Annotated in this window: 22 protein-coding genes (1 of these 22 running past the window's edge); 16 read left to right on the top strand and 6 right to left on the bottom strand. The window is 53.8% G+C overall.

The features are described 5' to 3' along the window. Window positions 1–77: 77 nt before the first annotated feature. The 4 genes from glnH to ybiO all read left to right on the top strand — a co-directional run bounded on the left by glnH (window position 78) and on the right by ybiO (window position 4,692). Window positions 78–824 carry a glutamine ABC transporter substrate-binding protein GlnH gene (gene glnH, locus JTI85_RS08145; RefSeq protein ID WP_048212192.1) on the top strand — a complete coding sequence of 249 codons (747 nt, stop codon included), beginning with the start codon at window positions 78–80 and terminating at the stop codon, window positions 822–824. Between the two features lie 133 nt (window positions 825–957). Then, entirely contained in the window at window positions 958–1,617 is a 660-nt protein-coding gene (gene glnP, locus JTI85_RS08140; RefSeq protein WP_005123684.1) for a glutamine ABC transporter permease GlnP, read from the top strand. Then, window positions 1,614–2,336 carry a glutamine ABC transporter ATP-binding protein GlnQ gene (glnQ, locus tag JTI85_RS08135; RefSeq protein WP_042309588.1) on the top strand — a complete coding sequence of 241 codons (723 nt, stop codon included), beginning with the start codon at window positions 1,614–1,616 and terminating at the stop codon, window positions 2,334–2,336. The genes glnP and glnQ overlap by 4 nt, the downstream gene beginning before the upstream one ends. A gap of 118 nt (window positions 2,337–2,454) precedes the next feature. Next, window positions 2,455–4,692, top strand: coding sequence for a mechanosensitive channel protein (ybiO, locus tag JTI85_RS08130; RefSeq protein WP_219352405.1), 2,238 nt, complete (start codon window positions 2,455–2,457; stop codon window positions 4,690–4,692). On the opposite strand, the gene rlmF is transcribed toward ybiO, so the two are convergent. Continuing rightward, window positions 4,689–5,615 carry a 23S rRNA (adenine(1618)-N(6))-methyltransferase RlmF gene (gene rlmF / locus JTI85_RS08125; protein WP_137375922.1) on the bottom strand — a complete coding sequence of 309 codons (927 nt, stop codon included), beginning with the start codon at window positions 5,613–5,615 and terminating at the stop codon, window positions 4,689–4,691. The two genes, ybiO and rlmF, sit on opposite strands and share 4 nt — an antisense overlap. A 200-nt stretch (window positions 5,616–5,815) precedes the next feature. Here rlmF and mcbA point away from each other — a divergent pair, with 200 nt between their 5' ends. The 5 genes from mcbA (at window position 5,816) to ybiJ (ending at window position 10,278) form a co-directional block, all read left to right on the top strand. Further along, window positions 5,816–6,076 carry a DUF1471 family periplasmic protein McbA gene (gene mcbA / locus JTI85_RS08120; protein ID WP_219352404.1) on the top strand — a complete coding sequence of 87 codons (261 nt, stop codon included), beginning with the start codon at window positions 5,816–5,818 and terminating at the stop codon, window positions 6,074–6,076. A gap of 291 nt (window positions 6,077–6,367) precedes the next feature. After that, window positions 6,368–8,653, top strand: a complete 2,286-nt coding sequence (locus JTI85_RS08115; RefSeq protein WP_219352403.1) for a catecholate siderophore receptor Fiu — start codon at window positions 6,368–6,370, stop codon at window positions 8,651–8,653. A 43-nt stretch (window positions 8,654–8,696) separates the two neighbouring features. Next, window positions 8,697–9,374 carry a PKHD-type hydroxylase YbiX gene (ybiX, locus tag JTI85_RS08110; RefSeq protein WP_116361013.1) on the top strand — a complete coding sequence of 226 codons (678 nt, stop codon included), beginning with the start codon at window positions 8,697–8,699 and terminating at the stop codon, window positions 9,372–9,374. A gap of 75 nt (window positions 9,375–9,449) precedes the next feature. Continuing rightward, the gene (locus tag JTI85_RS08105; protein ID WP_116361012.1) at window positions 9,450–9,716 is read left to right on the top strand and encodes a DksA/TraR family C4-type zinc finger protein; all 267 of its coding nucleotides are present in this window, start codon (window positions 9,450–9,452) and stop codon (window positions 9,714–9,716) included. 301 nt (window positions 9,717–10,017) lie between these two features. Then, window positions 10,018–10,278 carry a DUF1471 family protein YbiJ gene (gene ybiJ / locus JTI85_RS08100; RefSeq protein WP_048212199.1) on the top strand — a complete coding sequence of 87 codons (261 nt, stop codon included), beginning with the start codon at window positions 10,018–10,020 and terminating at the stop codon, window positions 10,276–10,278. Between the two features lie 96 nt (window positions 10,279–10,374). On the opposite strand, the gene JTI85_RS08095 is transcribed toward ybiJ, so the two are convergent. The 4 genes from JTI85_RS08095 to rhlE all read right to left on the bottom strand — a co-directional run bounded on the left by JTI85_RS08095 (window position 10,375) and on the right by rhlE (window position 16,223). After that, window positions 10,375–11,460 carry a malate/lactate/ureidoglycolate dehydrogenase gene (locus JTI85_RS08095; protein ID WP_061067581.1) on the bottom strand — a complete coding sequence of 362 codons (1,086 nt, stop codon included), beginning with the start codon at window positions 11,458–11,460 and terminating at the stop codon, window positions 10,375–10,377. A 171-nt stretch (window positions 11,461–11,631) separates the two neighbouring features. Beyond that, complete coding sequence (gene ybiB, locus JTI85_RS08090) at window positions 11,632–12,600, bottom strand: DNA-binding protein YbiB (RefSeq protein WP_219352402.1); 969 nt, start codon at window positions 12,598–12,600, stop codon at window positions 11,632–11,634. 29 nt (window positions 12,601–12,629) lie between these two features. Continuing rightward, on the bottom strand, window positions 12,630–14,780 hold the full coding sequence (dinG, locus tag JTI85_RS08085) for an ATP-dependent DNA helicase DinG (protein ID WP_162648418.1): 2,151 nt from the start codon (window positions 14,778–14,780) through the stop codon (window positions 12,630–12,632). 96 nt (window positions 14,781–14,876) lie between these two features. Continuing rightward, the gene (gene rhlE / locus JTI85_RS08080) at window positions 14,877–16,223 is read right to left on the bottom strand and encodes an ATP-dependent RNA helicase RhlE (RefSeq protein ID WP_061067578.1); all 1,347 of its coding nucleotides are present in this window, start codon (window positions 16,221–16,223) and stop codon (window positions 14,877–14,879) included. A gap of 219 nt (window positions 16,224–16,442) precedes the next feature. On the opposite strand from rhlE, the gene cecR reads away from it, so the two are divergent. From cecR to JTI85_RS08055, 5 genes are read left to right on the top strand one after another with little or no spacing between them, the layout of a single operon-like run. Next, complete coding sequence (gene cecR, locus JTI85_RS08075; RefSeq protein WP_003035216.1) at window positions 16,443–17,120, top strand: transcriptional regulator CecR; 678 nt, start codon at window positions 16,443–16,445, stop codon at window positions 17,118–17,120. Then, window positions 17,117–18,112, top strand: a complete 996-nt coding sequence (gene hlyD / locus JTI85_RS08070) for a secretion protein HlyD (protein ID WP_115602339.1) — start codon at window positions 17,117–17,119, stop codon at window positions 18,110–18,112. The genes cecR and hlyD overlap by 4 nt, the downstream gene beginning before the upstream one ends. Then, window positions 18,105–19,841 (top strand): ATP-binding cassette domain-containing protein, encoded by a 1,737-nt coding sequence (locus tag JTI85_RS08065; RefSeq protein ID WP_219352400.1) that lies wholly within the window; start codon window positions 18,105–18,107, stop codon window positions 19,839–19,841. The genes hlyD and JTI85_RS08065 overlap by 8 nt, the downstream gene beginning before the upstream one ends. After that, window positions 19,834–20,967: an ABC transporter permease gene (locus JTI85_RS08060; protein ID WP_115643674.1), complete on the top strand. Its 1,134-nt coding sequence runs from the start codon at window positions 19,834–19,836 to the stop codon at window positions 20,965–20,967. Before JTI85_RS08065 ends, JTI85_RS08060 begins: the two co-directional genes overlap by 8 nt. 10 nt (window positions 20,968–20,977) lie before the next feature. Further along, complete coding sequence (locus tag JTI85_RS08055; protein WP_061067575.1) at window positions 20,978–22,084, top strand: ABC transporter permease; 1,107 nt, start codon at window positions 20,978–20,980, stop codon at window positions 22,082–22,084. On the opposite strand, the gene JTI85_RS08050 is transcribed toward JTI85_RS08055, so the two are convergent. Then, window positions 22,046–22,456, bottom strand: a complete 411-nt coding sequence (locus JTI85_RS08050; protein ID WP_048212208.1) for a YbhQ family protein — start codon at window positions 22,454–22,456, stop codon at window positions 22,046–22,048. The two genes, JTI85_RS08055 and JTI85_RS08050, sit on opposite strands and share 39 nt — an antisense overlap. 189 nt (window positions 22,457–22,645) lie before the next feature. On the opposite strand from JTI85_RS08050, the gene JTI85_RS08045 reads away from it, so the two are divergent. Continuing rightward, window positions 22,646–23,407 carry an endonuclease/exonuclease/phosphatase family protein gene (locus tag JTI85_RS08045; RefSeq protein WP_219352399.1) on the top strand — a complete coding sequence of 254 codons (762 nt, stop codon included), beginning with the start codon at window positions 22,646–22,648 and terminating at the stop codon, window positions 23,405–23,407. Further along, window positions 23,404–23,865, top strand: part of the annotated coding region (gene clsB / locus JTI85_RS08040) for a cardiolipin synthase ClsB (protein ID WP_219352398.1) (this coding region is incomplete at its 3' end). The annotated region continues 694 nt past the right edge of the window; 462 of its 1,156 annotated nt are in view. The genes JTI85_RS08045 and clsB, both read left to right, overlap by 4 nt.

The raw sequence follows: 23,865 nt of genomic DNA, 5'->3' as shown, positions 1-23,865 counted from the left end.
TGCAAAATTGGCACGATTCTTTCATTAAGCCATATGTTCTCGCAGGGGATCGCCCCGTGGATATAAAAGGAAATCCTATGAAGTCTGTATTAAAAGTTTCACTGGCTGCACTTACCCTGGCTTTTGCGGTGTCCTCCCATGCCGCAGATAAGAAACTGGTTGTCGCAACCGACACCGCCTTTGTTCCCTTTGAATTCAAACAGGGTGACAAATACGTTGGTTTTGATGTGGATCTGTGGGCTGCCGTCGCCAAAGAACTAAAGCTGGATTATGAACTGAAACCAATGGATTTCAGCGGCATCATCCCGGCTCTGCAAACCAAAAACGTCGATTTGGCGCTGGCAGGTATCACTATTACCGAAGAGCGTAAAAAAGCCATCGACTTCTCTGACGGCTACTACAAAAGCGGCCTGTTAGTGATGGTCAAAGCGAACAATAACGATGTGAAAAGCGTAAAAGATCTGGACGGTAAAGTCGTCGCAGTGAAGGGCGGCACCGGTTCCGTTGATTACGCAAAAGCGAACATCAAAACTAAAGACCTGCGTCAGTTCCCGAACATCGATAACGCGTATATGGAACTGGGTACCAACCGCGCAGACGCCGTACTGCACGATACACCAAACATTCTGTATTTCATCAAGACTGCGGGCAACGGTCAGTTCAAAGCTGTAGGTGATTCCCTGGAAGCCCAGCAGTACGGTATCGCCTTCCCGAAAGGCAGCGATGAACTGCGTGAGAAAGTGAACGGCGCGCTGAAAACGCTGAAAGAGAACGGTACTTACAACGAAATCTACAAAAAATGGTTCGGTACTGAACCTAAATAATAATCTACAGCACAGGCCCGGTAGCGTGATGCTTGCCGGGTCTACGCCAGCATTTTTGAGACCTGTAGGCCGGATAAGTACATCCGGTAAAACGGGCAATTGACTCTTTTCACCACGGTAACAGGAACGACATATGCAGTTTGACTGGAGTGCCATCTGGCCCGCCATCCCGCTTTTGATAGAAGGCGCCAAAATGACCCTGTGGATTTCAATCCTCGGTCTGGCTGGCGGTCTGATTATCGGGCTTGCAGCAGGTTTTGCGCGTACTTTCGGCGGTTGGATAGCCAACCACGTAGCGCTGGTGTTTATCGAAGTCATCCGCGGTACGCCAATCGTTGTACAGGTGATGTTTATCTACTTCGCCCTGCCAATGGCGTTTAACGATTTGCGTATTGACCCCTTCAGCGCCGCTGTTGTCACCATCATGATTAACTCCGGTGCCTATATCGCGGAAATCACGCGTGGCGCGGTACTCTCAATCCACAAAGGATTCAGCGAGGCTGGCCTGGCGCTTGGACTTTCACGCACGGAGACCATCCGCCACGTAATTTTACCTCTCGCGCTGCGTCGTATGCTGCCACCGCTGGGCAACCAGTGGATCATCAGCATCAAAGATACCTCGCTGTTTATCGTCATTGGCGTCGCTGAACTGACGCGTCAGGGTCAGGAAATCATTGCTGGTAACTTCCGCGCCCTGGAAATCTGGAGCGCCGTTGCAGTGTTCTATCTGATCATTACGCTGGTGCTGAGCTTCATTCTGCGTCGTCTGGAAAGAAGGATGAAAATCCTGTGATTGAATTTAAAAACGTTTCTAAGCACTTTGGTCCAACCCAGGTGCTACATAACATCGATCTGAATATTAAACAAGGTGAAGTCGTGGTGATTATCGGGCCATCTGGCTCCGGTAAATCTACCCTGCTGCGCTGCATTAACAAGCTGGAAGAAATTACCTCCGGTGACCTGATTGTTGACGGCCTGAAAGTGAACGATCCGAAGGTAGACGAGCGGTTAATCCGCCAGGAAGCCGGGATGGTGTTTCAGCAGTTCTACCTGTTCCCGCATCTGACGGCGCTGGAAAACGTCATGTTTGGGCCGCAGCGCGTACGCGGGGCAAATAAAGAACAGGCCGAGAAACTGGCGAAAGAACTGCTGGCGAAAGTAGGTCTGGCCGAACGTGCGCATCACTACCCTTCTGAACTGTCCGGCGGTCAACAACAGCGTGTGGCTATCGCCCGTGCGCTGGCGGTGAAGCCGAAAATGATGCTGTTTGATGAGCCAACCTCAGCGCTGGATCCAGAACTGCGCCACGAAGTTCTGAAAGTTATGCAGGATCTGGCGGAAGAAGGAATGACCATGGTGATTGTGACCCATGAAATCGGTTTTGCCGAAAAAGTGGCTTCACGCCTGATTTTTATCGATAAGGGACGTATTGCCGAGGACGGTAATCCGCAGGCCCTGATTGAAAATCCGCCCAGCCAACGCTTACAGGAATTCTTGCAGCACGTTTCCTGATAGCCCTGCCTCCCTTCGCCCGAAGGGAGGTTTTTCACCAGAATCCTCTCATTTCAATTCTCTCCCGCCCTGACATCTATACTTATCCTTTTGAATTTATTTTCTCATGGGAGGAGTGATGCGCGGGATCCTGTTCATCATTGTTTGTCTGTTGAGTCTTCCGACCCAGGCGGTGACGATCCCTGGCGTCACCACGCCAACGTCAACCAACGCGCAAACCACACCGGCGAAAGAGCCGGATATTGAACAGAAAAAGGCGGCTTACGGCGCCCTGGCCGATGTGCTGGAAAATGACGCCTCGCGTCAGGAGCTGATCGGCCAGTTACGCAAAGTGGCCACTGCCCCTCCTGCCGAGCCGGTGCCGACCATTGTCCCGCCCACGTTAACGGAAGAAAAAACGGTACTGGAAAACGTCACGGATGTCACCCGCCACTACGGTGAAGCCCTCTCCAGCCGCTTTGCCCAGCTTTATCGCAATATTACCGATGCCCCGCATAAGATCTTTAACCCGCAAACATTCACCAATGCCCTGACGCATTTTTTAATGCTGGCGGTGTCAGTGTTCGGTTTTTTCTGGCTGGTTCGCCTGTGCGCGCTGCCGCTGTATCGCAAAATGGGACAATGGGCACGACGCAAAAACCGTGAGCGCAGCAACTGGCTCCAGCTTCCGGCGATGATCGTTGGCGCATTCGTTATCGATTTGCTTCTACTGGCGCTCACCTTGTTTGTCGGGCAGATACTGAGCGACAAAATGAACGCCGGCAGTCGCACGATCGCCTTTCAGCAAAGTTTGTTTCTCAATGCCTTCGCCCTGATTGAATTCTTCAAGGCCATTTTGCGCCTGATATTTTGCCCGGCGGTGACCGAGCTGCGCCCGTTTAACATTCAGGATGCAGGCGCACGCTACTGGAATCGCCGTTTGAGTTCATTGAGCAGCCTGATTGGCTACGGGCTTATCGTTGCCGTACCCATTATTTCGAATCAGGTTAATGTGCAGGTCGGCGCGATGGCAAACGTCATCATCATGCTGTGCATCACGCTGTGGGCGCTGTACCTGATTTTCAGAAACAAGAATGAGATTACCCAGCACTTACAGAATCTTGCCGCACGCTCTTTAGCTTTCTTTAGCCTGTTTATCCGTGCTTTTGCGCTGATATGGCATTGGCTGGCCAGCGCCTACTTCATTGTGCTGTTTTTCTTCTCGCTGTTTGATCCAGGCAACAGCCTGAAATTCATGATGGGCGCCACGCTGCGCAGCCTGGTGATCATCGGGATAGCCGCCTTTGTATCCGGCATGTTATCCCGCTGGATTGCCAAAACCATTACCCTGTCGCCGCACACGCAGCGCAGCTATCCGGAATTACAAAAGCGGCTAAATGGCTGGCTGTCAACGGCGTTAAGCGTGGCCAGGATCCTGACAGTGTGCGTCGCGGTCATGCTGCTACTCAACGCCTGGGGACTGTTCGACTTCTGGAACTGGCTGCATTACGGCGCCGGCGAAAAAACGGTGGATATCCTGATCCGTATCGCGCTGATTTTATTCTTCTCCGCCATCGGCTGGACGATCCTCGCCAGCCTGATTGAAAATCGTCTGGCTTCCGATATTCATGGTCGCCCGTTACCCAGCGCGCGTACTCGCACCCTGTTGACGCTGTTTCGCAACGCACTGGCGGTGATCATCAGCACGATCACTATCATGATTGTGCTGTCCGAAATTGGCGTCAATATCGCCCCTTTACTGGCCGGGGCCGGAGCGTTGGGGCTGGCTATCTCTTTCGGCTCACAAACACTGGTAAAAGATATTATTACCGGGATTTTTATTCAGTTCGAAAATGGCATGAACACCGGCGATCTGGTGACCATCGGTCCACTCACCGGTACGGTAGAACGGATGTCCATCCGCTCAGTGGGCGTGCGTCAGGACACCGGGGCGTACCATATCATCCCGTGGTCATCGATAACGACCTTCGCCAATTTTGTGCGTGGAATTGGATCGGTCGTCGCCAATTACGATGTAGACCGCCATGAGGATGCGGATAAAGCGAATCAGGCATTGAAAGACGCGGTTGCTGCGGTGATGGAAAAAGAAGATATCCGCGGGCTTATCATTGGCGAGCCGTCGTTTGCCGGGATTGTGGGGTTAACCAATACGGCCTTCACGCTGCGGGTTTCGTTTACCACCCTGCCGCTGAAGCAGTGGACGGTACGTTTTGCGCTCGACAGCCAGGTAAAGAAACACTTCGATCTGGCCAACGTACGCGCGCCGGTACAGACCTATCAGGTGCTGTCTGCACCGGGGTCAGGCCCACAATCAACGGCAGCAGAACCGCTGCCGCCGGGCGAGCCCACGATTTAGCGTTGACGCGCCATAAAACGACGACGCTGATCGTTATCCATAAAGGTCCAGGCAATAAAGCGACTCTGCTTTTGCCCCTGGGCCATCTCTTTTTTAACCACTTTCACCGCGCCCGCATCGGTTAACGCATGGTACAACGGAGGCAGATTCTCCCCCCGTGATACCAGCGTGGTGAACCACATCACCTGACGACCAAAGGCCTGGCTTTCGGCGATCATTTTCTTGATGAACGCCACTTCCCCCCCTTCACACCACAGCTCCTGCTGCTGTCCGCCAAAGTTCAGCGCATCATCTTTGTCCTGGCCCAGATTGCGGCGTTTGCGCTCGCTTCCTGCGCGGGCTGAGGCTGCAGAATCATGGAATGGCGGGTTACACAATGTGGCTTCATACTGCTCATTTTTGTGAATGATACCGTTGAAGATTGCCGAAGCATCTTTCTGACGACGCAGACGAATAGCACGGGTTAACCCCGGATTGCCGTTTATGATCGCCTGAGCACTGGTAAACGCTTCGCTACTGCTCTCACTGCCCGTGAATCGCCAGCCGTATTCATGCACGCCGATCAGCGGATAAATACAGTTTGCCCCTACGCCTATATCCAGGATGCTCGCATTTGCAGGGATGGTTCCGGTGGTTTCACCCAACAGGTCGGCCAGATGGTGAATGTAGTCCGCACGACCCGGAACCGGTGGGCAAAGAAAACCTTCCGGGATATCCCAGTTTGCCACCGCATAATAATGCGCCAGCAGTGCTTTATTGAGCGCCTTAACTGCCTGCGGATTGGCGAAATCAACACTCTGCTCGCCGCCGGGCGTGAGGGTGAGAAATTGCGTCAGCTCGGGGGTAACCTGGCATAACGTCGCAAGATCATAACGGCCATTGTGGCGGTTGCGTGGATGTAATCCCGGTTTCTGGGGGGGCATAGCATTCTCCTTTTAACAGCGGCGTAAGATACCCGCATAACGCCACGGGGTAAACATACACAGCAGGGAAATTTCATTTTTTATACGAATTGCATCGTTCAAAAAATAGCCTGTTGTTGGTCGATTTTTTGCGGCAAATGCCCTGCAATGACGACCTAAACTTATCAGGCACGATCTGTTGTTTCTCAGAGGATATCATCATGAAGAAATGCCTCACATTCCTTGCCGCTACCATACTTACCGGCATGACATTTGCGACTTTTGCTGCCCAGCCCAATACCAGTCCTGCCAACGGTCCACTACAAGCCTCCGGTACGATTTCCGTGAGCGGAGCATCAAGCCTGGATGACCTCGAAGGTAAGCTGGCAGAAAAAGCCAAAGAGCAAGGCGCGAAAGGTTTTGTGGTTAATTCCGCTGGCGGTAAAAATCAGATGTACGGTACAGCAACTATTTATAAGTAACTCTCACTCAGCTCAACTGCATTCGCCCTGAATGCAGTTTGCTGTCCTTTCTTTCTGAAATCCCCTGCATGAACTGTAACCGCCATGTTGGAATTTTGAATTCAATGTAAATAAATGTATTTATTTTTGAAGTAATGAATGCTAAAACGTCACACTTATTGATAATGCTTATCAAAATTATTATCAATTACGCATTTCATTCAGGCGAGGCCTGCAGGGTATAACGTCCACAGAGATGTCCCTTCGTTTGAGTGAAACCTTCTACTCAAAAATAATAAGTCATTCATTAACATGGATAAAAATCGCAACTTGCCGTCCAGTAGTTTTCATTCACTGACTTTTTTTGCCGGTCTGTGCATTGGCCTGTCTCCGGCAGCCCAGGCTGTAGCCGCAGGCGATCAGGATAAAAAACAAGAAGATACGTTGGTCGTTGAAGCGGCCAAACCTTCGCTGTACGCCCCAACACAGTCTGCCGACCCTAAATTCTCCCGCCCGGTGGCGGATACCACTCGCACCATGACGGTCATTTCTGAGCAGGTTATTAAGGATCAGGGAGCAACCAATCTTACTGATGCGTTGAAAAACGTGCCGGGTGTTGGCGCATTTTTTGCGGGTGAAAATGGTAACTCCACCACCGGCGATGCGGTGTATATGCGAGGTGCTGACACCTCAAACAGCATTTATATCGACGGTATTCGTGATATTGGTAGCGTCACGCGTGACACCTTCAATACGGAACAGGTTGAAGTGATTAAAGGCCCTTCCGGTACCGACTATGGTCGCAGTGCCCCCACTGGCTCCATCAATATGATCAGCAAGCAGCCGCGCACCGATTCAGGTATTGATGCCTCAGCCAGCGTCGGTAGCGCCTGGTTTCGCCGGGGAACGCTGGATATCAATCAGGTCATCGGTGACACCACCGCAGTACGCTTAAACCTGATGGGTGAAAAAACACATGATGCCGGTCGCGACAACGTGCAGAATGAACGTTACGGCGTGGCCCCCTCTCTCGCTTTTGGCTTAGGTACCGAGAACCGACTGTATCTGAACTATCTACACGTTACTCAACACAACACACCGGATGGCGGTGTCCCCACCATCGGCCTGCCGGGTTACTCCGCGCCTTCCGCAGGTACTTCTGCACTGAATCATTCAGGAAAAGTGGATACGCATAATTTCTACGGTACAAACTCGGATTACGACGATTCGACGACCGATACCGCGACGATGCGTTTTGAACATGACCTGAACGACAGCACCACGATTCGCAACACCACCCGCTGGTCGCGCATTAAACAGGATTATCTGATGACAGCGGTAATGGGCGGCGCATCTAACATCACCCAACCCACCAGCAGCGTCGACACCTGGACCTGGTCACGCCTGGCAAATACCAAAGATGTCAGCAATAAAATCCTGACCAACCAGACCAACCTGACCTCAAAGTTTTACACGGGATCCATCGGTCATGACATCAGCACCGGTGTGGAGCTGACGCGCGAAACGCAAACCAACTATGGCGTAGTCCCGATCACCCCGCCGCCGGTCAATATTTACTCACCGAACAGCAACGTGAACATTGGTGGATTATCCCGTAATGGCGCCAACGCCAACGGCCAGACCGATACCTTCGGTATTTACGCCTTCGATACTCTGCAAATTACGCGTGATATTGAACTGAACGGTGGTATTCGTCTGGATAATTATCGTACCGAGTATGACAGCGCCACCGCGTGCGGTGCTTCTGGCCGTGGTGCAGTTGCATGTCCGACAGGCGTCGCCAAAGGTTCTCCGGTTACGACCGTGGATACTGCCAAATCAGGCAATCTGGTGAACTGGAAAGCGGGCGCGCTGTATCACCTGACCGATAACGGCAATGTCTACATTAACTATGCCGTTTCTCAGCAACCGCCGGGCGGCAGTAACTTTGCCCTTGCACAGGGCGGAAGCGGTAACAGCGCCAACCGGACCGATTTTAAACCGCAGAAAGCGAAAACCAGCGAGCTCGGCACCAAATGGGAGGTGCTGGATAAGCGCCTGCTGTTAACCGCCGCGATTTTCCGTACGGATATTGAAAATGAAGTAGAGCAGAACGACGACGGAACATATTCCCAGTACGGGGAGAAACGCGTTGAAGGCTACGAACTCTCTGTAGCTGGCAACATCACTCCCGCATGGCAGGTTATTGGGGGATACACCCAGCAACGCGCCACGATCCACAGCGGCAAAAACGTTGCTCAGGATGGTTCTTCTTCCCTGCCCTATACGCCGGAACATGCCTTCACGCTGTGGAGCCAGTATCAGGCTACCGATGATATTTCCGTTGGCGCGGGCGCACGTTACGTGGGCAGTATGCATCGCGGCTCGGACGGCGCCGTGGGTACGCCATCTTATACTGAAGGCTACTGGGTTGCGGATGCCAAGTTAGGCTATCGCGTAAACCGCAATCTCGATTTCCAGCTGAACGTCTATAACCTGTTCGACACCGATTATGTATCCTCCATTAACAAGAGTGGATACCGTTACCATCCGGGCGAGCCAAGAACTTTCCTGCTCACCGCCAATATGCATTTCTGATCCATCTCGTGGGGCGTAAGCCCCACTTTCAGGAGAAACACTGATGATGTACCACATTCCCGGCGTTCTGTCGGCGCAGGATGTCGCCTGGTTTCGCGAACAACTGGACGCTGCCGACTGGGTTGATGGCCGCGCAACCACCGGCACTCAGGGCGCGCAGGTAAAAAACAACCAGCAGGTGGATACGCAAAGTGAGCGTTACGGCATTTTGCAACAGGCGGTACAAACCGCGGTGAATAACAGCCCGCTTTTCTTCGCCGCAGCATTACCGAAAACGCTCTCCACACCGCTGTTTAATCGCTACCAGAACAACGAAACCTACGGTTTTCACGTTGATGGCGCGGTGCGTAGTCACCCGGAAAACGGCTGGATGCGCACAGACCTTTCCGCCACCTTATTCCTCAGTAATCCCGACGATTATGCGGGAGGAGAGCTGCTGGTCAATGACACCTACGGCCAGCATGCGGTGAAACTTCCGGCAGGCGATCTGGTGCTTTACCCTTCCAGCAGCTTGCACTGCGTTACGCCGGTAACCCGTGGGGTTCGTGTGGCATCGTTTATGTGGATCCAGTCGATGATCCGTGATGACAAAAATCGCGCCATGCTTTTTGAACTGGATAAAAACATTCAGTCCCTGAAGGCTCGTCATGGGGAGAGCAACGAGATCCTGTCATTACTCAATCTCTACCATAACCTGCTGCGCGAATGGTCTGAAATCTGATACTGCTGGCGCATGGTCGTTTTTCAGCCATCACCTTCGCTATACTTAGTCTGTAGACATCAGCAGGAGGTTCATATGGCATCCGGATGGGCAAATGACGACGCTGTTAACGAACAGATCAACAATACGATTGAAGATGCTGTTGCCCGCGCCCGCGGTGAGTTACCGACGGGGGAAAGTCTGCATGAATGTGAAGAATGTGGCAATCCTATCCCGCAGGCGCGCCGTGAAGCGGTGCCTGGTGTACGCTTGTGCATCACTTGCCAACAGGATAAAGATTCACATAGCGCGGCATTTTCAGGATATAATCGCAGAGGTTCGAAAGACAGCCAGCTACGTTGACTCATCTTTACCAAAAGTTTCAGCGCATACGATTTCCTTTACGAGCACGCTTTTTCACTCGCGGTGTAGCAAAATGTGCCGTTGTCACTTTCTCTGTAAAGCGCTATGACAAGAACTGTAAATCCCTCTTCTGAATTTATTAATATTCAATAAGTTATTTGTCATTCAATTTTTTTGATTGATGTCGTCAATTCTATTCGATTTTCTCTCACCGAAAAAAACGTGATACTTCTCACATCGACAGAACAACGTCTGCTGAACAGAACATCGACTAACCGAATAAACCTGCGAGAGAAAAATCATGAAAAACATTAAATTTGCTGTTGCTGCTATTGCCCTGTCTACCCTGTCATTTGGTGTTTTCGCTGCTGAGCCGGTTACCTCCACTCAGGCGCAAAGCATGAATAAAATGGGTGTGGTATCTGCTGATGGCGCCACCACGCTGGACGGCCTGGAAGCAAAACTGGCTGAAAAAGCAGCTGCTGCTGGTGCAAGTGGTTACAGCATCACCTCCGCTGTCGGCAACGACAAAATGAGCGGCACCGCGGTTATCTACAAATAACCAACAGAATTCCTGTACGACCCAATGCTCCAACCCTCATTGACCCTGTTTGTTACCCTTTGTTTGCCCGTCCGCCACTGGACGGGCTTTTTTTATCTAACGTTCAAGCCGTTGGCGAAACGCCTGCAATACCGCATCCGGCATACCGATTTGCTGTGCTGCCTCACATATCGCTTGCCAACTTCCGGCATCAAGCGGGATACCCTGCGCCAGGCGCTCTTCACGGGTATTCACTTCCCACTCACCCGGTAACAGGATAGGCGTATCCTCAGCATGCGGCGACGCTTTGACCCATTCAGCAAATGCCGAAACCTGATTGTCACAGTCCGGGGCACCGAATAGTGTTGGGTTAATGATGATCGTGGTCATGCAGTTAATAATGGCGTCTGCGCTGTTCTGCAAACTGGCTTCGTGGGTCGTTTTACCGCCAGAAAGCGCACCGCCCATGATTTCACACATTGCCGCCAGCGCGTAGCCTTTATGCTGGGCAAAGGTGAGCAGCGAGCCCAATGGCGATTCCTGCATAACGGCAGGATCGGTAGTAGGAGCCCCCTGAGCATCAATCAGACAGCCCGGCGCAACCGGCTCACCTTTGTGCCACGCCACGCGCGTTTTGCCAAAAGCGATGGCGCTGGTCGCATAGTCCAGCAGCAACGGGAAATCATTTTTACGTGGAAACACAACGCAGAAAGGGTTGGTGCCAAAACGGCTATCACGACCATGGAACGGGGCAACCATCGGGATCCCCACCACATTCACAAAGTGTATAGAGACAAAGCCCGCCGCCGCACACTGCTCCGCCCAGTAGCCAATGCGCCCAATGTGGTGAGAATTATGCAGTGCTACCGCAGCAATTCCATACTGCTGTGCTTTCTCAATCCCCAGCGCGATAGCTTCATGCGCGGCTACCTGACCAAATGCGCAATCCCCATCCAGCGTAACCACTGCGCCCGCATCTTTGACCACTTTGGCATGACGATTGATCTGCAGATGTCCCTGCGAGAATGAGCGAATGTAGCTTGGGATCATACCGATACCGTGTGAATCATGCCCGGCGAGATTTGAGGCTATCAGATGATCGGCCACCAACTGCGCCTCCTGCTCGTCACTCCCCATCTGTCGGAAAACGGCCTGAATAAACGCATGTAGCGTTGGCGCGTGAAAGCGATGTCCACTGTCCATTGTTATCTCCTGTTGTGTTGCGTGTTTGTTGTGTTTCTTATTTTTCAACAAACTATGCTGCGCTACGGTCGCCAGGAGGTCAATAATCGTGCAGAAATTTCACGTTGTAGAGGGTGCAGGACAGGAACGACTGACGGGCCAGATGACAGGCCCGTCGGGATGAAGAAAGGGTCAGAAGCTTTGATCGACGCGAGCAAGCCCGTCTGCCAGCGTGGCGGATTCTCCGGTGGCCACCAGACAGCAGGCCATCTGAATTTTCAATGAGGCCGGTATCGGCTCGCTTCCGGCCAGACAGCGTTCTATCCAGCGGGCAGTGGTTTCCGGATCTTTTGCTACCGGCAGTGGGACTGGCTCGTCAGGCATCTCACTCTGGCGGTCCTGTAGCACTCGCACGCCGGACGAATCTATCAGGCTTATCTGCGGACAGCGCTGCGGGTTGGCGTACACCTCGCCTTCGGTACCGTGCATCAGCAGACCACGGCCGCCGATGTCGCCAAAAAATTTCGCCACTCGCGAGACATATTCAGGATGAGAAACACTGGCAAGACGCAGCGCGGCATCTTCTGCAAACGGCGTAGCCAACTTCGCCAGCGTATGTGCACTGTTGCGCACCCCCATTCTCCAGCGCATCGCCAGTTGCTTATCCAGAGGCGGACACAGCGCGCGCACCGGAATAAATACCGGTTCATGACCATCCAGTTTTGCCTGTGCCTGGCCGGCATGCAGCGTGGGCATGATCCCCATCAGCTCAAAAATGGTTTCTGTCAGCACGCGGGTAGGATCCTCGCTGACGCCGTGCACCACCACCGGGAAGCCCAGCTTATGCAATAAGATAGCCAGCAGCGGCGTCAGATTGGCCTGCTTGCGCGCGCCATTGTAGCTGGGAATGACAATGGGCATGGGTTTGGCAACCGGCGGCGTCAGGCGAATGGTGTGGTTTTGCATCGCTTCGTAAAAGCCCAGCATTTCCGCTTCTCCCTCGCCTTTAATGCGCAACGCAATCAGCACGCCGCCCATTTCAAGATCCGGTACATCGCCATTCAGCATATGGGTATACAGTCCGCGAGCAGTATCCTGGTCCAGGTCACGCGCGTGATTTTTACCTCGCCCAATCTCTTTGATGATTTTGCGGTAATCCATCGATAACTCCTTTCCTGTTGCTCGCATCGTTAACGCCGACGGCGGCGCGTGGGTTTCGTTTTTTCTTTTGGTTTTACTATAACGTCTGGCACAGCAGGTTGCTCTATCGGAAATATGGGTAACGCGTTCAGTAAACGCTTGCCATAGTTTTTGGTCAATAAACGTTTGTCATAAATAACCACTTCTCCCCAGCAGCCATGGCTACGGATGAGTCGCCCAACCTGCTGGATCAAATTGAACGACGCCGCGGGCAGGCTCTGCACCTCGAAGGGGTAGCGGTTCAGGCTTTTCAACCACTCGCCCTCGGTGATCACCACCGGGCTGTCGATCGGTGGAAAAGCAATTTTGTGAATATGCACCTGAGTCAGCAGGTCGCCTTTCAAGTCCAGACCTTCCGCAAAAGATTGCAACCCAACCAGCACACTGCGCTCGCCGTTGGTCACCCGTTTGCGGTGCAACTCCACCAGACGATAGCGCGGCTGATCGCCCTGCACCAACAACAGCAGGCGCAGATCGGTAACATGCTCAAGAAAACGCTGCATCGCCCGACCGCTGGCAAAGAGTACCAGCATCCCCTGATGCTTTTTACTTTCCAGCTGTTCGCGAAAATAGGCGGCCATTTCCGCGATATGCTGCTCTTCGTTATCAATTAACGGTTCGTAGCGCATCTGCGGAATGACGATTTTGCCCTGTTCAACGTGATTAAACGGTGAATCCAGCGCGACAAACCGGTCTCCGGCTTTTTCCTTCAGACCACTCATCTCTTGCAAACGCGAGAAGCTGTTGAGCGAGCGCAGCGTTGCGGAAGTGACAATAATATGCGGGACGCTACGCCACAGCAGTCGTTCGAGCTGATCGCTCACGCGGATCCCCACGCAGTGGAACCAGACGTGGATCTGCCCGTCACGCACCTCGCGCGTCGCCCATTTACTCACTGGCGCGCCTGACGACTGCGCAAGCGATGCCAGCCGCCACAGTTTGCTTTGCGCCTCAAACATGCCCAGCGCCCGGTTCATCTGCAAAATAACCCGATGCAGACGCACAATATCGTGAGTGCCGGTTTTTTCGCTGAGATCGTTGAGGAACAGTTCCGCCAGACCGCGCAGCATTTCCGTAAGTTTTGCCAGACGCTGACAAATCTCCATCACTTCTGCAGGCAGTTCGCCCATCGCAAAGCGGTGTTCCGCCTCCTGAGTAGCAGGCATATACAGATTAAGAATGTTATTGAGCGATGAAATCAGTTCATACAGCTCTTCACAGTGACCGTTCAGACGCTCGGCATTCGCCAGCGGCGGCGTGGTTTTCGGGCGAAACTGTTCCAGGCAAGTTGCCACTAATTTGCAAAACAGATCCAGCTGGAGCCGATACCAGGGGGCGCTGATTTCCGCGCTCATCTCCAGCGCATCGCGCGCGACATCCGGCAAATGGTGGCCTTCATCAAGGACTAACAGCAGGTTTTTCGGCTCCGGCAAAACGGCTTCGCTTTCCATTGCCGCCATCACCAGCGCGTGGTTGGCTACCACCACTTCGGCTTCCTGAATCTCGCGGCGGGCGACAAAAAAAGGGCATTCACGATAGTAGTGACAGTTGCGATTCAGACAGCTGGCTTTATCGGTGCTCAGACGCTGCCAGAGTCCGTCATCAATGGCGATATCGGTGTGATCGCGCAGTCCGTCCCATTTATAGCTGTCGAGATCGCCTTTCAACCTGGCGCAGCGCTTTTGTTCTTCCTGATTATTTGGCGTCAGGTCATCGTCGAGAAAGGCAAGCAGATCCTGTTGATTGGGTTCGGTACTGGCCAGCGCGGCCAAATTGCGCGGGCAGACATAACGACCACGACCAAAAGCAGCGGTAAAACGCAGATCGGGGATGATTTTACGCAGCAACGGCAGGTCTTTGCTGTAGATCTGATCCTGCAACGCAACGTTAGCGGTACTGACCACCAGCGTTTTCTGTTCTTCACGCGCGATGGCAATACCGGGAATCAGATACGACAGGGTTTTCCCCACTCCGGTCGGCGCTTCAATCGCCAGATGCCGCCCTTCTTCACCTGCCAGCGTTTTCGCGACGTCAGCAATCATCTGCCGCTGCGGCGCACGGGGGATAAAATCGGGGATCTGTTCCTGAAGCGCCTTATACCAGGCGGCGATTTGCGCTTTTAACGCAGCCGTAAGTGCCATGAGAAAACCTGAAATACTGTATAAACAGCCACTATTGTGGCACTTTCTGGGACGTGTCGCAAAAAGAAAAGCCCGACCTTTCGGCCGGGCTCGCAATTACTGCGCTGAGGACGGTTTGCGCGGACGGCGCGGCGGACGAGGCTTATCGCCTGCCGGTTTGCCTTCGCCATTACGCGGCTTCGCTTTTGGCGCACCGCCATCCTGACGACGCGGCTGCTGGCCACGCCCTGCTCCGCCCTGCCCGCGACCACCACCGCCGCCACGCTGCTGGCGACCGTTCTGGATCGGCTCAGCTTTAATGGAGGGATCCGGCTCGTAGCCTGGCGTTGCAATACGCGGGATCTCTTTTTTCAGCAGCTTCTCGATGTCACGCAACAACTTGTGTTCATCGACGCACACCAGAGACAACGCTTCGCCAGTAGCAGCGGCACGCCCGGTACGACCAATACGGTGCACATAATCTTCCGGGACGTTTGGCAGCTCGTAGTTCACCACGTGCGGTAACTCTTCAATGTCCAGCCCGCGCGCGGCAATATCGGTCGCTACCAGCACGCGTATATCACCGGATTTAAAATCAGCCAGCGCACGGGTACGCGCTCCCTGAGATTTGTTACCGTGGATTGCCGCGCTGCGGATGCCGTCTTTATTCAACTGTTCAGCCAGATGGTTCGCACCGTGTTTGGTACGGGTAAACACCAGCACCTGCTGCCAGTTGCCCTGACCAATCATCTGCGACAGCAGCTCACGTTTACGTTTTTTATCGACGAAATGAACGTGCTGAGTCACCTGCTCTGAGGCGGTATTACGGCGCGCCACTTCGATTTCCAGCGGGTTGTGCAGCAGCTTTTCGGCCAGCGACTTAATATCGTCAGAGAACGTTGCTGAGAACAGCAGGTTCTGGCGTTTTGCCGGCAGCTTCGCCAGAACGCGACGAATGTCGTGAATAAAGCCCATATCCAGCATGCGGTCAGCTTCATCCAGTACCAGGATCTCCACCTGATCCAGTTTCACCGCATTCTGGTGTTCCAGATCGAGCAAACGACCAGGTGTGGCAATCAACACATCCACACCACCGCGCAGCTTCATCATCTGCGGGTTGATACTGACGCCGCCGAAGACCACCAGCGAGCGGATGTTCAGATACTTACTGTAATCACGTACGTTTTCGCCAATTTGAGCAGCCAGTTCGCGGGTTGGCGTGAGGATCAGCGCACGCACCGGGCGACGGCTTTTACCATGCGGCTGATGGGTAATCAGGTGCTGCAACAGCGGCAGGGTAAAACCTGCCGTTTTCCCCGTACCGGTCTGGGCGCTGGCCATCAGATCGCGGCCTTCCAGCACGGCAGGGATCGCCTGTTGCTGAATAGGGGTAGGTTCACGGTAACCCTGTTCGGCAACGGCACGTAAAATTTCAGGGTTTAAACCAAGGGAATCAAAAGACATAACAACTCCGAACCGCCCTGACCGTTACCGGTGTCGTTTTCAGGGAGATACATACAATAGAGATGACAAAAACCACAATGTCATGAAGGGGCGGAGTGTAGCAGTTTTTGTGATGTGCCGCATAAATTATCCCTGCGAGGAAAATAACGATCCGGACTGGACAAGGTTGCACATCAGTCATAATCTTAATCAATCGATTGATTAAGATCAGGTCGTGCCATGAATACACCCACCATGACAACCAAAGGTGAACAGGCGAAGAACCAGCTCATTGCCGCAGCATTGGCGCAATTCGGCGAGTATGGTCTGCACGCCACGACGCGCGATATCGCTGCACAGGCCGGGCAAAACATTGCGGCTATCACCTACTATTTTGGCTCAAAAGAGGATTTATATCTCGCCTGCGCCCAGTGGATTGCAGATTTTATCGGCTCACAGTTTCGTCCGCACGCTGAAGAGGCTGAGCGTTTATTCGCTCAGCCAGAACCGGATCGTGGCGCGATGCGCGAACTGATCCTGCGCGCCTGCAAAAATATGATCATGCTGTTAACCCAGGACGACACCGTTAACCTGAGCAAATTTATCTCGCGGGAACAGCTTTCCCCCACCGCGGCTTATCAACTGGTGCACGACCAGGTTATCAATCCGCTGCATACACACCTGACGCGCCTGATTGCCGCCTATACCGGCGGCGATGCCAACGATACCCAAATGATTCTGCATACCCACGCCATCCTCGGCGAGGTGCTGGCCTTTCGTCTGGGGAAAGAAACCATTCTGTTGCGTACGGGTTGGTCACAATTTGATGAGGATAAAACCGCGCTGATTGACCAAACGATCACCTGTCACATCGATCTTATTCTGCAAGGTTTAACGCAAAGGAGTCTGGAGTCATGAAAAAACCTGTCGTTCTCGGGCTGGTTATCGCGGCCCTCGTTGCCGTGATTGCCGGTGGAACGTGGTGGTATCAGAGTCGGCAAGATAACAGCCTGACGCTGTACGGCAATGTCGATATCCGTAGCGTCAACCTAAGTTTTCGCGTCGGCGGCAGACTGGCCTCGCTGGCGGTTGATGAAGGCGATGCGATTACCGCCGGTCAGGTGCTGGGCGAACTGGACCGCGCACCGTATGAAAACGCATTGATGCAGGCCAAAGCCAATGTTGCCGCCGCGCAGGCGCAATACGATCTGATGCTGGCCGGGTATCGCGCTGAAGAGATCGCCCAGGCGGCAGCGGCCGTCAAACAGGCACAGGCCGCCTATGATTACGCACAGAACTTTTATAATCGACAGGTTGGATTGTGGAAAAGCCGCACCATCTCCGCTAACGACCTGGAAAACGCCCGTTCATCACGTGACCAGGCACAAGCCTCGTTGAAATCCGCACAGGATAAACTCAGCCAATATCGCAGCGGTAATCGTGTGCAGGACATCGAGCAGGCAAAAGCCACGCTCGAACAGGCTCAGGCCGAGCTGGCACAGGCAGAGCTTAATTTGCATGACACCACGCTGACCTCGCCGTCTGACGGTACGCTGCTTACCCGTGCAGTCGAACCCGGCAGTATGCTAAGCGCAGGCGGTACGGTACTGACGCTGTCGCTCACGCGTCCGGTATGGGTCCGCGCCTACGTTGACGAACGCAATCTGAGCCAGGCACAGCCGGGACGTGAGATCCTGCTCTACACCGATGGCCGTCCGGACAAACCGTATCACGGTAAAATCGGCTTCGTGTCGCCTACTGCCGAGTTTACGCCGAAAACAGTTGAAACCCCTGACCTGCGCACCGACCTGGTTTATCGCCTGCGTATTGTGGTGACCGACGCGGACGATGCGCTGCGCCAGGGAATGCCGGTAACGATCAAATTCAGTGACGAGGCACGGCATGAATGATGCCGTTATTACGCTCAAAGGGCTGACAAAAAACTTTGCCGGAATGGAAAAACCGGCCGTTGCCCCGCTCGACTGCACCGTGCATGCAGGCTACGTGACCGGACTTGTCGGGCCGGACGGCGCGGGGAAAACCACGTTGATGCGCATGCTGGCGGGATTGTTAAAACCCGATGCCGGAAGTGTTGCGGTGATTGGCTTTGACCCTATCAAGGACGACAGCGCGCTGCATGCGGTACTGGGCTATATGCCGCAGAAATTTGGCCTGTATGAAGATTTAACCGTCATGGAGAACCTCAATCTCTATGCTGATTTACGTAGCGTCACCGGTGAGGCGCGAGAAAAAACCTTTGCCCGCCTGCTGGAATTTACCTCGCTGGGGCCATTTACCGGACGACTGTCCGGCAAACTTTCCGGTGGGATGAAACAGAAGCTCGGGCTGGCCTGTACGCTGGTCGGCGAACCCAAAGTATTGTTGCTGGATGAGCCGGGTGTCGGTGTCGACCCCATCTCCCGTCGTGAACTGTGGCAAATGGTGCACGAACTGGCGGGGGATGGCATGTTGATCCTCTGGAGCACCTCGTATCTGGATGAAGCAGAGCAGTGCCGCGATGTACTGCTGATGAACGAAGGCGAACTGTTGTATCAGGGTGAACCGACGCGACTGACGCAAACCATGGCGGGTCGCAGCTTCCTGATGAGCAGTCCGCAGGAAAATAACCGCCGACTGCTGCAACGCGCGTTAAAACTACCGCTGGTCAGCGATGGGATGATTCAGGGGAAATCGGTACGCTTAATCCTGAAAAAAGCAGCCACTGCGGACGATATTCGTCGGGCAGACGGCATGCCGGAGATTAACATCAGCGAAACGACTCCCCGCTTCGAGGATGCCTTTATCGATTTACTCGGCGGAGCCGGAACATCGGAATCCCCGCTGGGCGCTATCCTGCATACGGTTGAAGGCACGCCTGGCGAAACGGTGATCGAAGCCAAAGCGCTGACCAAGAAGTTTGGCGATTTTGCCGCGACCGACCACGTAGACTTTTCCGTACAGCGCGGCGAGATTTTTGGTCTATTAGGACCCAACGGTGCCGGCAAATCCACCACCTTTAAAATGATGTGCGGCCTGCTGGTCCCCACCTCCGGCAAAGCGCTGGTGCTGGATATGGACCTGAAAGTCAGCTCCGGCAAAGCACGCCAGCATCTGGGCTATATGGCGCAAAAATTCTCCCTGTACGGCAACCTGACCGTTGAGCAGAACCTGCGCTTTTTCTCCGGCGTCTACGGTCTGCGCGGTCGGGCGCAGAAAGAGAAAATCGATCGTATGAGCGAGGCATTTGGCCTGAAGAGTATCGCTTCCCACGCCACCGACGAACTGCCGCTGGGGTTCAAGCAGCGTCTGGCGCTGGCCTGCTCGCTGATGCATGAACCCGACATTCTGTTCCTTGATGAACCCACTTCCGGGGTCGATCCCCTCACCCGTCGTGAGTTCTGGTTGCATATCAACAGCATGGTGGAAAAAGGCGTCACGGTGATGGTGACCACCCACTTTATGGACGAGGCGGAATACTGCGATCGCATCGGGTTGGTGTATCGCGGCAAACTGATTGCCAGCGGTACGCCGGACGATCTGAAAGCTCAGGCTGCCGACAGCGACACGCCGGACCCGACCATGGAGCAGGCGTTCATTACGCTAATCAATGACTGGGATAAGGAGCACGCGCATGAGTAACTCCGCTCTCTCCTGGCGTCGCGTACGCGCGCTGTGCGTGAAAGAAACCCGCCAGATCGTCCGCGATCCCAGCAGTTGGCTGATTGCGGTGGTGATCCCGCTGCTGCTGCTGTTTATCTTCGGCTACGGGATCAACCTCGACTCCAGCAAGCTGCGGGTCGGGATTTTGCTCGAGCAGCAAAGCGAAGAGGCGCTGGATTTTACCCATACCATGACCGGCTCGCCGTATATTGACGCCACCATCAGCGATAACCGTCAGGAATTGATTGAGAAAATGCAGGCTGGGCGCATTCGCGGGCTGGTGGTGATCCCGGTGAATTTTGCCCAGCAGATGGCGCGACCCAACGACGTGGCGCCGCTCCAGGTGATCACCGACGGCAGCGAACCGAATACCGCCAACTTTGTACAGGGTTATGTCGAAGGTATCTGGCAGATCTGGCAACAACAGCGGGCGGAAGACCGGGGAGAATCATTCAAGCCCTTGATCGACGTGCAGACCCGCTACTGGTTTAACCCGGCAGCCATCAGCCAGCACTTTATTATTCCCGGAGCGGTGACCATCATAATGACGGTCATTGGCGCAATCCTCACCTCATTAGTGGTAGCGCGCGAATGGGAACGCGGAACCATGGAGGCCCTGCTGTCTACCGAAGTCACCCGCGTCGAGCTGCTGCTGTGCAAACTGATCCCGTATTACTTTCTGGGCATGCTGGCGATGCTGCTGTGTATGCTGGTGTCGGTATTTATTCTTGGCGTGCCCTATCGCGGCTCGTTGCTGATCCTGTTTTTCATTACCAGCCTGTTTCTGCTGAGTACGCTCGGCATGGGCCTGTTGATTTCGACTATTACCCGCAACCAGTTTAACGCCGCGCAGGTCGCGCTGAACGCCGCTTTCCTGCCCTCGATTATGCTGTCAGGTTTTATCTTCCAGATAGACAGCATGCCCGCGATTATCCGGGCGGTAACCTACATTATTCCGGCGCGTTATTTCGTCAGCACCCTGCAAAGCCTGTTTCTGGCGGGAAATATTCCAGTGGTGCTAATTATCAACGTGCTGTTTTTAATCGCTTCGGCGGTAATGTTTATTGGCCTGACGTGGCTGAAAACCAAACGTCGGCTGGATTAAGGGGACGGGCATGTTTCATCGCTTATGGACGTTAATTCGTAAAGAGCTGCAATCGCTGCTACGCGAACCGCAAACGCGAGCCATTCTGATTTTACCGGTACTGATTCAGGTGATCCTGTTCCCGTTTGCGGCAACGCTGGAAGTGACCAACGCCACTATCGCTATCTATAACGAAGACAACGGTAAACATTCGGTGGAGTTAACCCAACGCTTCGCCCGCGCCAGCGCCTTTACCCATATTCTGCTGCTAAAAAGTCCCCAGGAAATCCAACCCACCATCGACACGCAAAAAGCACTGCTACTGGTGCGCTTCCCGGCAGACTTCTCGCGTAATCTGGATACTTTCCAGCAGGCACCCATGCAGCTAATTCTCGATGGGCGCAACTCCAACAGCGCGCAGATTGCCGCAAATTATCTGCAGCAGATCGTTAAGACGTATCAGCAGGAGTTGATGGACGGCAAGCCGAAACCAAACAACAGCGAGCTGGTCGTGCGTAACTGGTACAACCCGAATCTGGATTACAAATGGTTCGTGGTTCCGTCGCTGATCGCCATGATCACCACTATCGGCGTAATGATCGTCACCTCGCTCTCGGTTGCTCGCGAGCGCGAGCAAGGCACGCTGGATCAACTGCTGGTTTCCCCGCTTACCACCTGGCAGATTTTCATCGGTAAAGCGGTGCCGGCACTGATTGTTGCCACCTTTCAGGCCACCATCGTACTGGCAATCGGCATCTGGGCCTATCACATCCCGTTTGCCGGTTCACTGGGGCTGTTCTACTTCACGATGGTGATTTACGGACTGTCGCTGGTGGGATTTGGCTTGCTGATTTCGTCACTGTGCGCGACACAGCAGCAGGCATTTATCGGCGTCTTTGTCTTTATGATGCCGGCGATTTTGCTGTCCGGATATGTCTCTCCGGTCGAAAATATGCCTGTGTGGTTGCAGAATCTGACATGGATAAACCCGATCCGTCACTTTACGGACATCACAAAACAGATTTACCTGAAGGATGCGAGTCTGCAGATTGTCTGGGGAAGTTTGTGGCCGCTATTGGTGATAGCGGCCACAACAGGCTCAGCGGCGTATGCGATGTTTAGACGCAAAGTGATGTAACTTTTTGTCTTTCGCCAACAGCGAGACCACTGCGGGTCCGGCAAGGATCGCCAGCCCCGCCAGCGCCAGTAACACGTTGTTTTGCAGCACGCGCGACAGTAACCACAGTACGATCATTGCCGCACCGAAATACCACGTGGTCGTCAGCTCTTCCAGCACGTCAGCCACATCACGCCAGCGCTGTTCATGGTGACGTTGCAATGCCAGCATTAAGATAACCGTTACGCCATACACGACGCATAATCCCAGGCCGACGTGCACCAGCTTGCCGCTCATCCAGCCCATTACCAGCAACGCCACTACCAGTAAATGCAACACAATCTGCCAGCAACTTAGACCCGTTGCGACACGAACACGTTGTTGCCACCTCATGGCTTTTCTCCTGAAGGATTTTTAACTAATTATTCAGAGTACCGGACTTTACGGAAAATTCCGCAACACCGCATCTTTTTGTGACGGCGACTACACTATTTATTTCGCCACAGAATTCGCGATACGGTCAAAACCCTCATCCCGAAGGATGATGGAGAGAGTCAGGAAAGTGACGCCAACGGGAGAATCATGAGCGAATCAGCAGACCGATTTTCATTCAATGTGCTCACCATTAATACTCACAAGGGTTTCACCGCCTTTAACAGACGCTTTATTTTGCCCGAGCTGCGGGATGCCGTCAGGGCAGTTGGCGCAGATATTGTGTGCCTGCAGGAAGTGCTGGGCGCTCACGACGTACACTCACTGCAGATAGAAAACTGGCCGGATACCAGCCATTACGAGTTTCTGGCCGACACCATGTGGCGCGATTTCGCCTACGGGCGCAATGCCGTGTATTCACAGGGGCATCACGGCAACGCCGTGCTATCGCGCTACCCCATTGAGCATTATGAAAACCGTGATGTATCCGTTGGCACGAGTGAAAAACGCGGTGTGCTTTACTGTCGCATTGTGCCGCCGATGCTTTCCCGCCCGATTCATGTGATGTGCGTCCACCTCGGTTTGCGTGAAGCCCATCGCCAGGCACAGCTCAGCATGCTGGCAAATTGGGTCAATGCCCTGCCCAACGCGGATCCCGTGGTGGTTGCTGGCGATTTTAACGACTGGCGGCAAACGGCCAATCGCCCGTTGAAAAGCCAAGCAGGCCTTGACGAGATTTTTACCCGCGCTCACGGTCGCCCGGCGCGAACATTTCCGGTGCAGTTTCCCCTGCTGCGTCTGGACAGGATCTATGTGAAAAACGCGAATGCCAGTACCCCAACGACGCTGGCGCTGCGTCACTGGCGACATTTGTCCGATCATGCCCCTCTGAGTGCGGAGATTCGTGTATGAAAACTGGCTGGCGTGAAGGCAATCAAATTCAGCTACTGGAAAATGGCGATCAGTACTATCCCGCCGTATTTCACGCGATTGAGCACGCGGAGCAAAAAATCATTCTGGAGACCTTTATCTGGTTTGAAGATGCGGTCGGGAAACAGCTACATGCCGCACTGCTCGCTGCCGCACACCGCGGGATCGCCGCAGAGGTGTTGCTGGACGGCTACGGCTCACCGGATCTTAGTGACAGTTTTGTCGAAGAGCTCACCGCGGCGGGTATTGTTTTCCGCTACTACGATCCGCGTCCGCGTCTGTTCGGGATGCGCACTAATCTCTTTCGCCGTATGCATCGCAAAATTGTGGTCATTGATGATCGTGTTGCCTTTGTTGGCGGCATCAATTACTCCGCTGAACACATGTCTGATTACGGTCCGGAGGCCAAGCAGGATTACGCCGTGCGCGTTGAAGGTCCG

It is taken from the genome of Citrobacter sp. Colony219, from assembly GCF_019382635.1.
Taxonomy (GTDB): domain Bacteria; phylum Pseudomonadota; class Gammaproteobacteria; order Enterobacterales; family Enterobacteriaceae; genus Citrobacter; species Citrobacter youngae.
The sequence above is the reverse complement of the archived record's forward strand: the minus strand, read 5'-3'. Positions and strand labels throughout refer to the sequence as shown.

Coding starts and splice junctions, on each gene's coding strand:
- glnH (WP_048212192.1), top strand. CDS start 78: ATGAAGTCTGTATTAAAAGTTTCACTGGCTGCACTTACCCTGGCTTTT.
- glnP (WP_005123684.1), top strand. CDS start 958: ATGCAGTTTGACTGGAGTGCCATCTGGCCCGCCATCCCGCTTTTGATA.
- ybiO (WP_219352405.1), top strand. CDS start 2,455: ATGCGCGGGATCCTGTTCATCATTGTTTGTCTGTTGAGTCTTCCGACC.
- rlmF (WP_137375922.1), bottom strand. CDS start 5,615: ATGCCCCCCCAGAAACCGGGATTACATCCACGCAACCGCCACAATGGC.
- mcbA (WP_219352404.1), top strand. CDS start 5,816: ATGAAGAAATGCCTCACATTCCTTGCCGCTACCATACTTACCGGCATG.
- JTI85_RS08115 (WP_219352403.1), top strand. CDS start 6,368: ATGGATAAAAATCGCAACTTGCCGTCCAGTAGTTTTCATTCACTGACT.
- ybiX (WP_116361013.1), top strand. CDS start 8,697: ATGATGTACCACATTCCCGGCGTTCTGTCGGCGCAGGATGTCGCCTGG.
- JTI85_RS08105 (WP_116361012.1), top strand. CDS start 9,450: ATGGCATCCGGATGGGCAAATGACGACGCTGTTAACGAACAGATCAAC.
- ybiJ (WP_048212199.1), top strand. CDS start 10,018: ATGAAAAACATTAAATTTGCTGTTGCTGCTATTGCCCTGTCTACCCTG.
- JTI85_RS08095 (WP_061067581.1), bottom strand. CDS start 11,460: ATGGACAGTGGACATCGCTTTCACGCGCCAACGCTACATGCGTTTATT.
- ybiB (WP_219352402.1), bottom strand. CDS start 12,600: ATGGATTACCGCAAAATCATCAAAGAGATTGGGCGAGGTAAAAATCAC.
- dinG (WP_162648418.1), bottom strand. CDS start 14,780: ATGGCACTTACGGCTGCGTTAAAAGCGCAAATCGCCGCCTGGTATAAG.
- rhlE (WP_061067578.1), bottom strand. CDS start 16,223: ATGTCTTTTGATTCCCTTGGTTTAAACCCTGAAATTTTACGTGCCGTT.
- cecR (WP_003035216.1), top strand. CDS start 16,443: ATGAATACACCCACCATGACAACCAAAGGTGAACAGGCGAAGAACCAG.
- hlyD (WP_115602339.1), top strand. CDS start 17,117: ATGAAAAAACCTGTCGTTCTCGGGCTGGTTATCGCGGCCCTCGTTGCC.
- JTI85_RS08065 (WP_219352400.1), top strand. CDS start 18,105: ATGAATGATGCCGTTATTACGCTCAAAGGGCTGACAAAAAACTTTGCC.
- JTI85_RS08060 (WP_115643674.1), top strand. CDS start 19,834: ATGAGTAACTCCGCTCTCTCCTGGCGTCGCGTACGCGCGCTGTGCGTG.
- JTI85_RS08055 (WP_061067575.1), top strand. CDS start 20,978: ATGTTTCATCGCTTATGGACGTTAATTCGTAAAGAGCTGCAATCGCTG.
- JTI85_RS08050 (WP_048212208.1), bottom strand. CDS start 22,456: ATGAGGTGGCAACAACGTGTTCGTGTCGCAACGGGTCTAAGTTGCTGG.
- JTI85_RS08045 (WP_219352399.1), top strand. CDS start 22,646: ATGAGCGAATCAGCAGACCGATTTTCATTCAATGTGCTCACCATTAAT.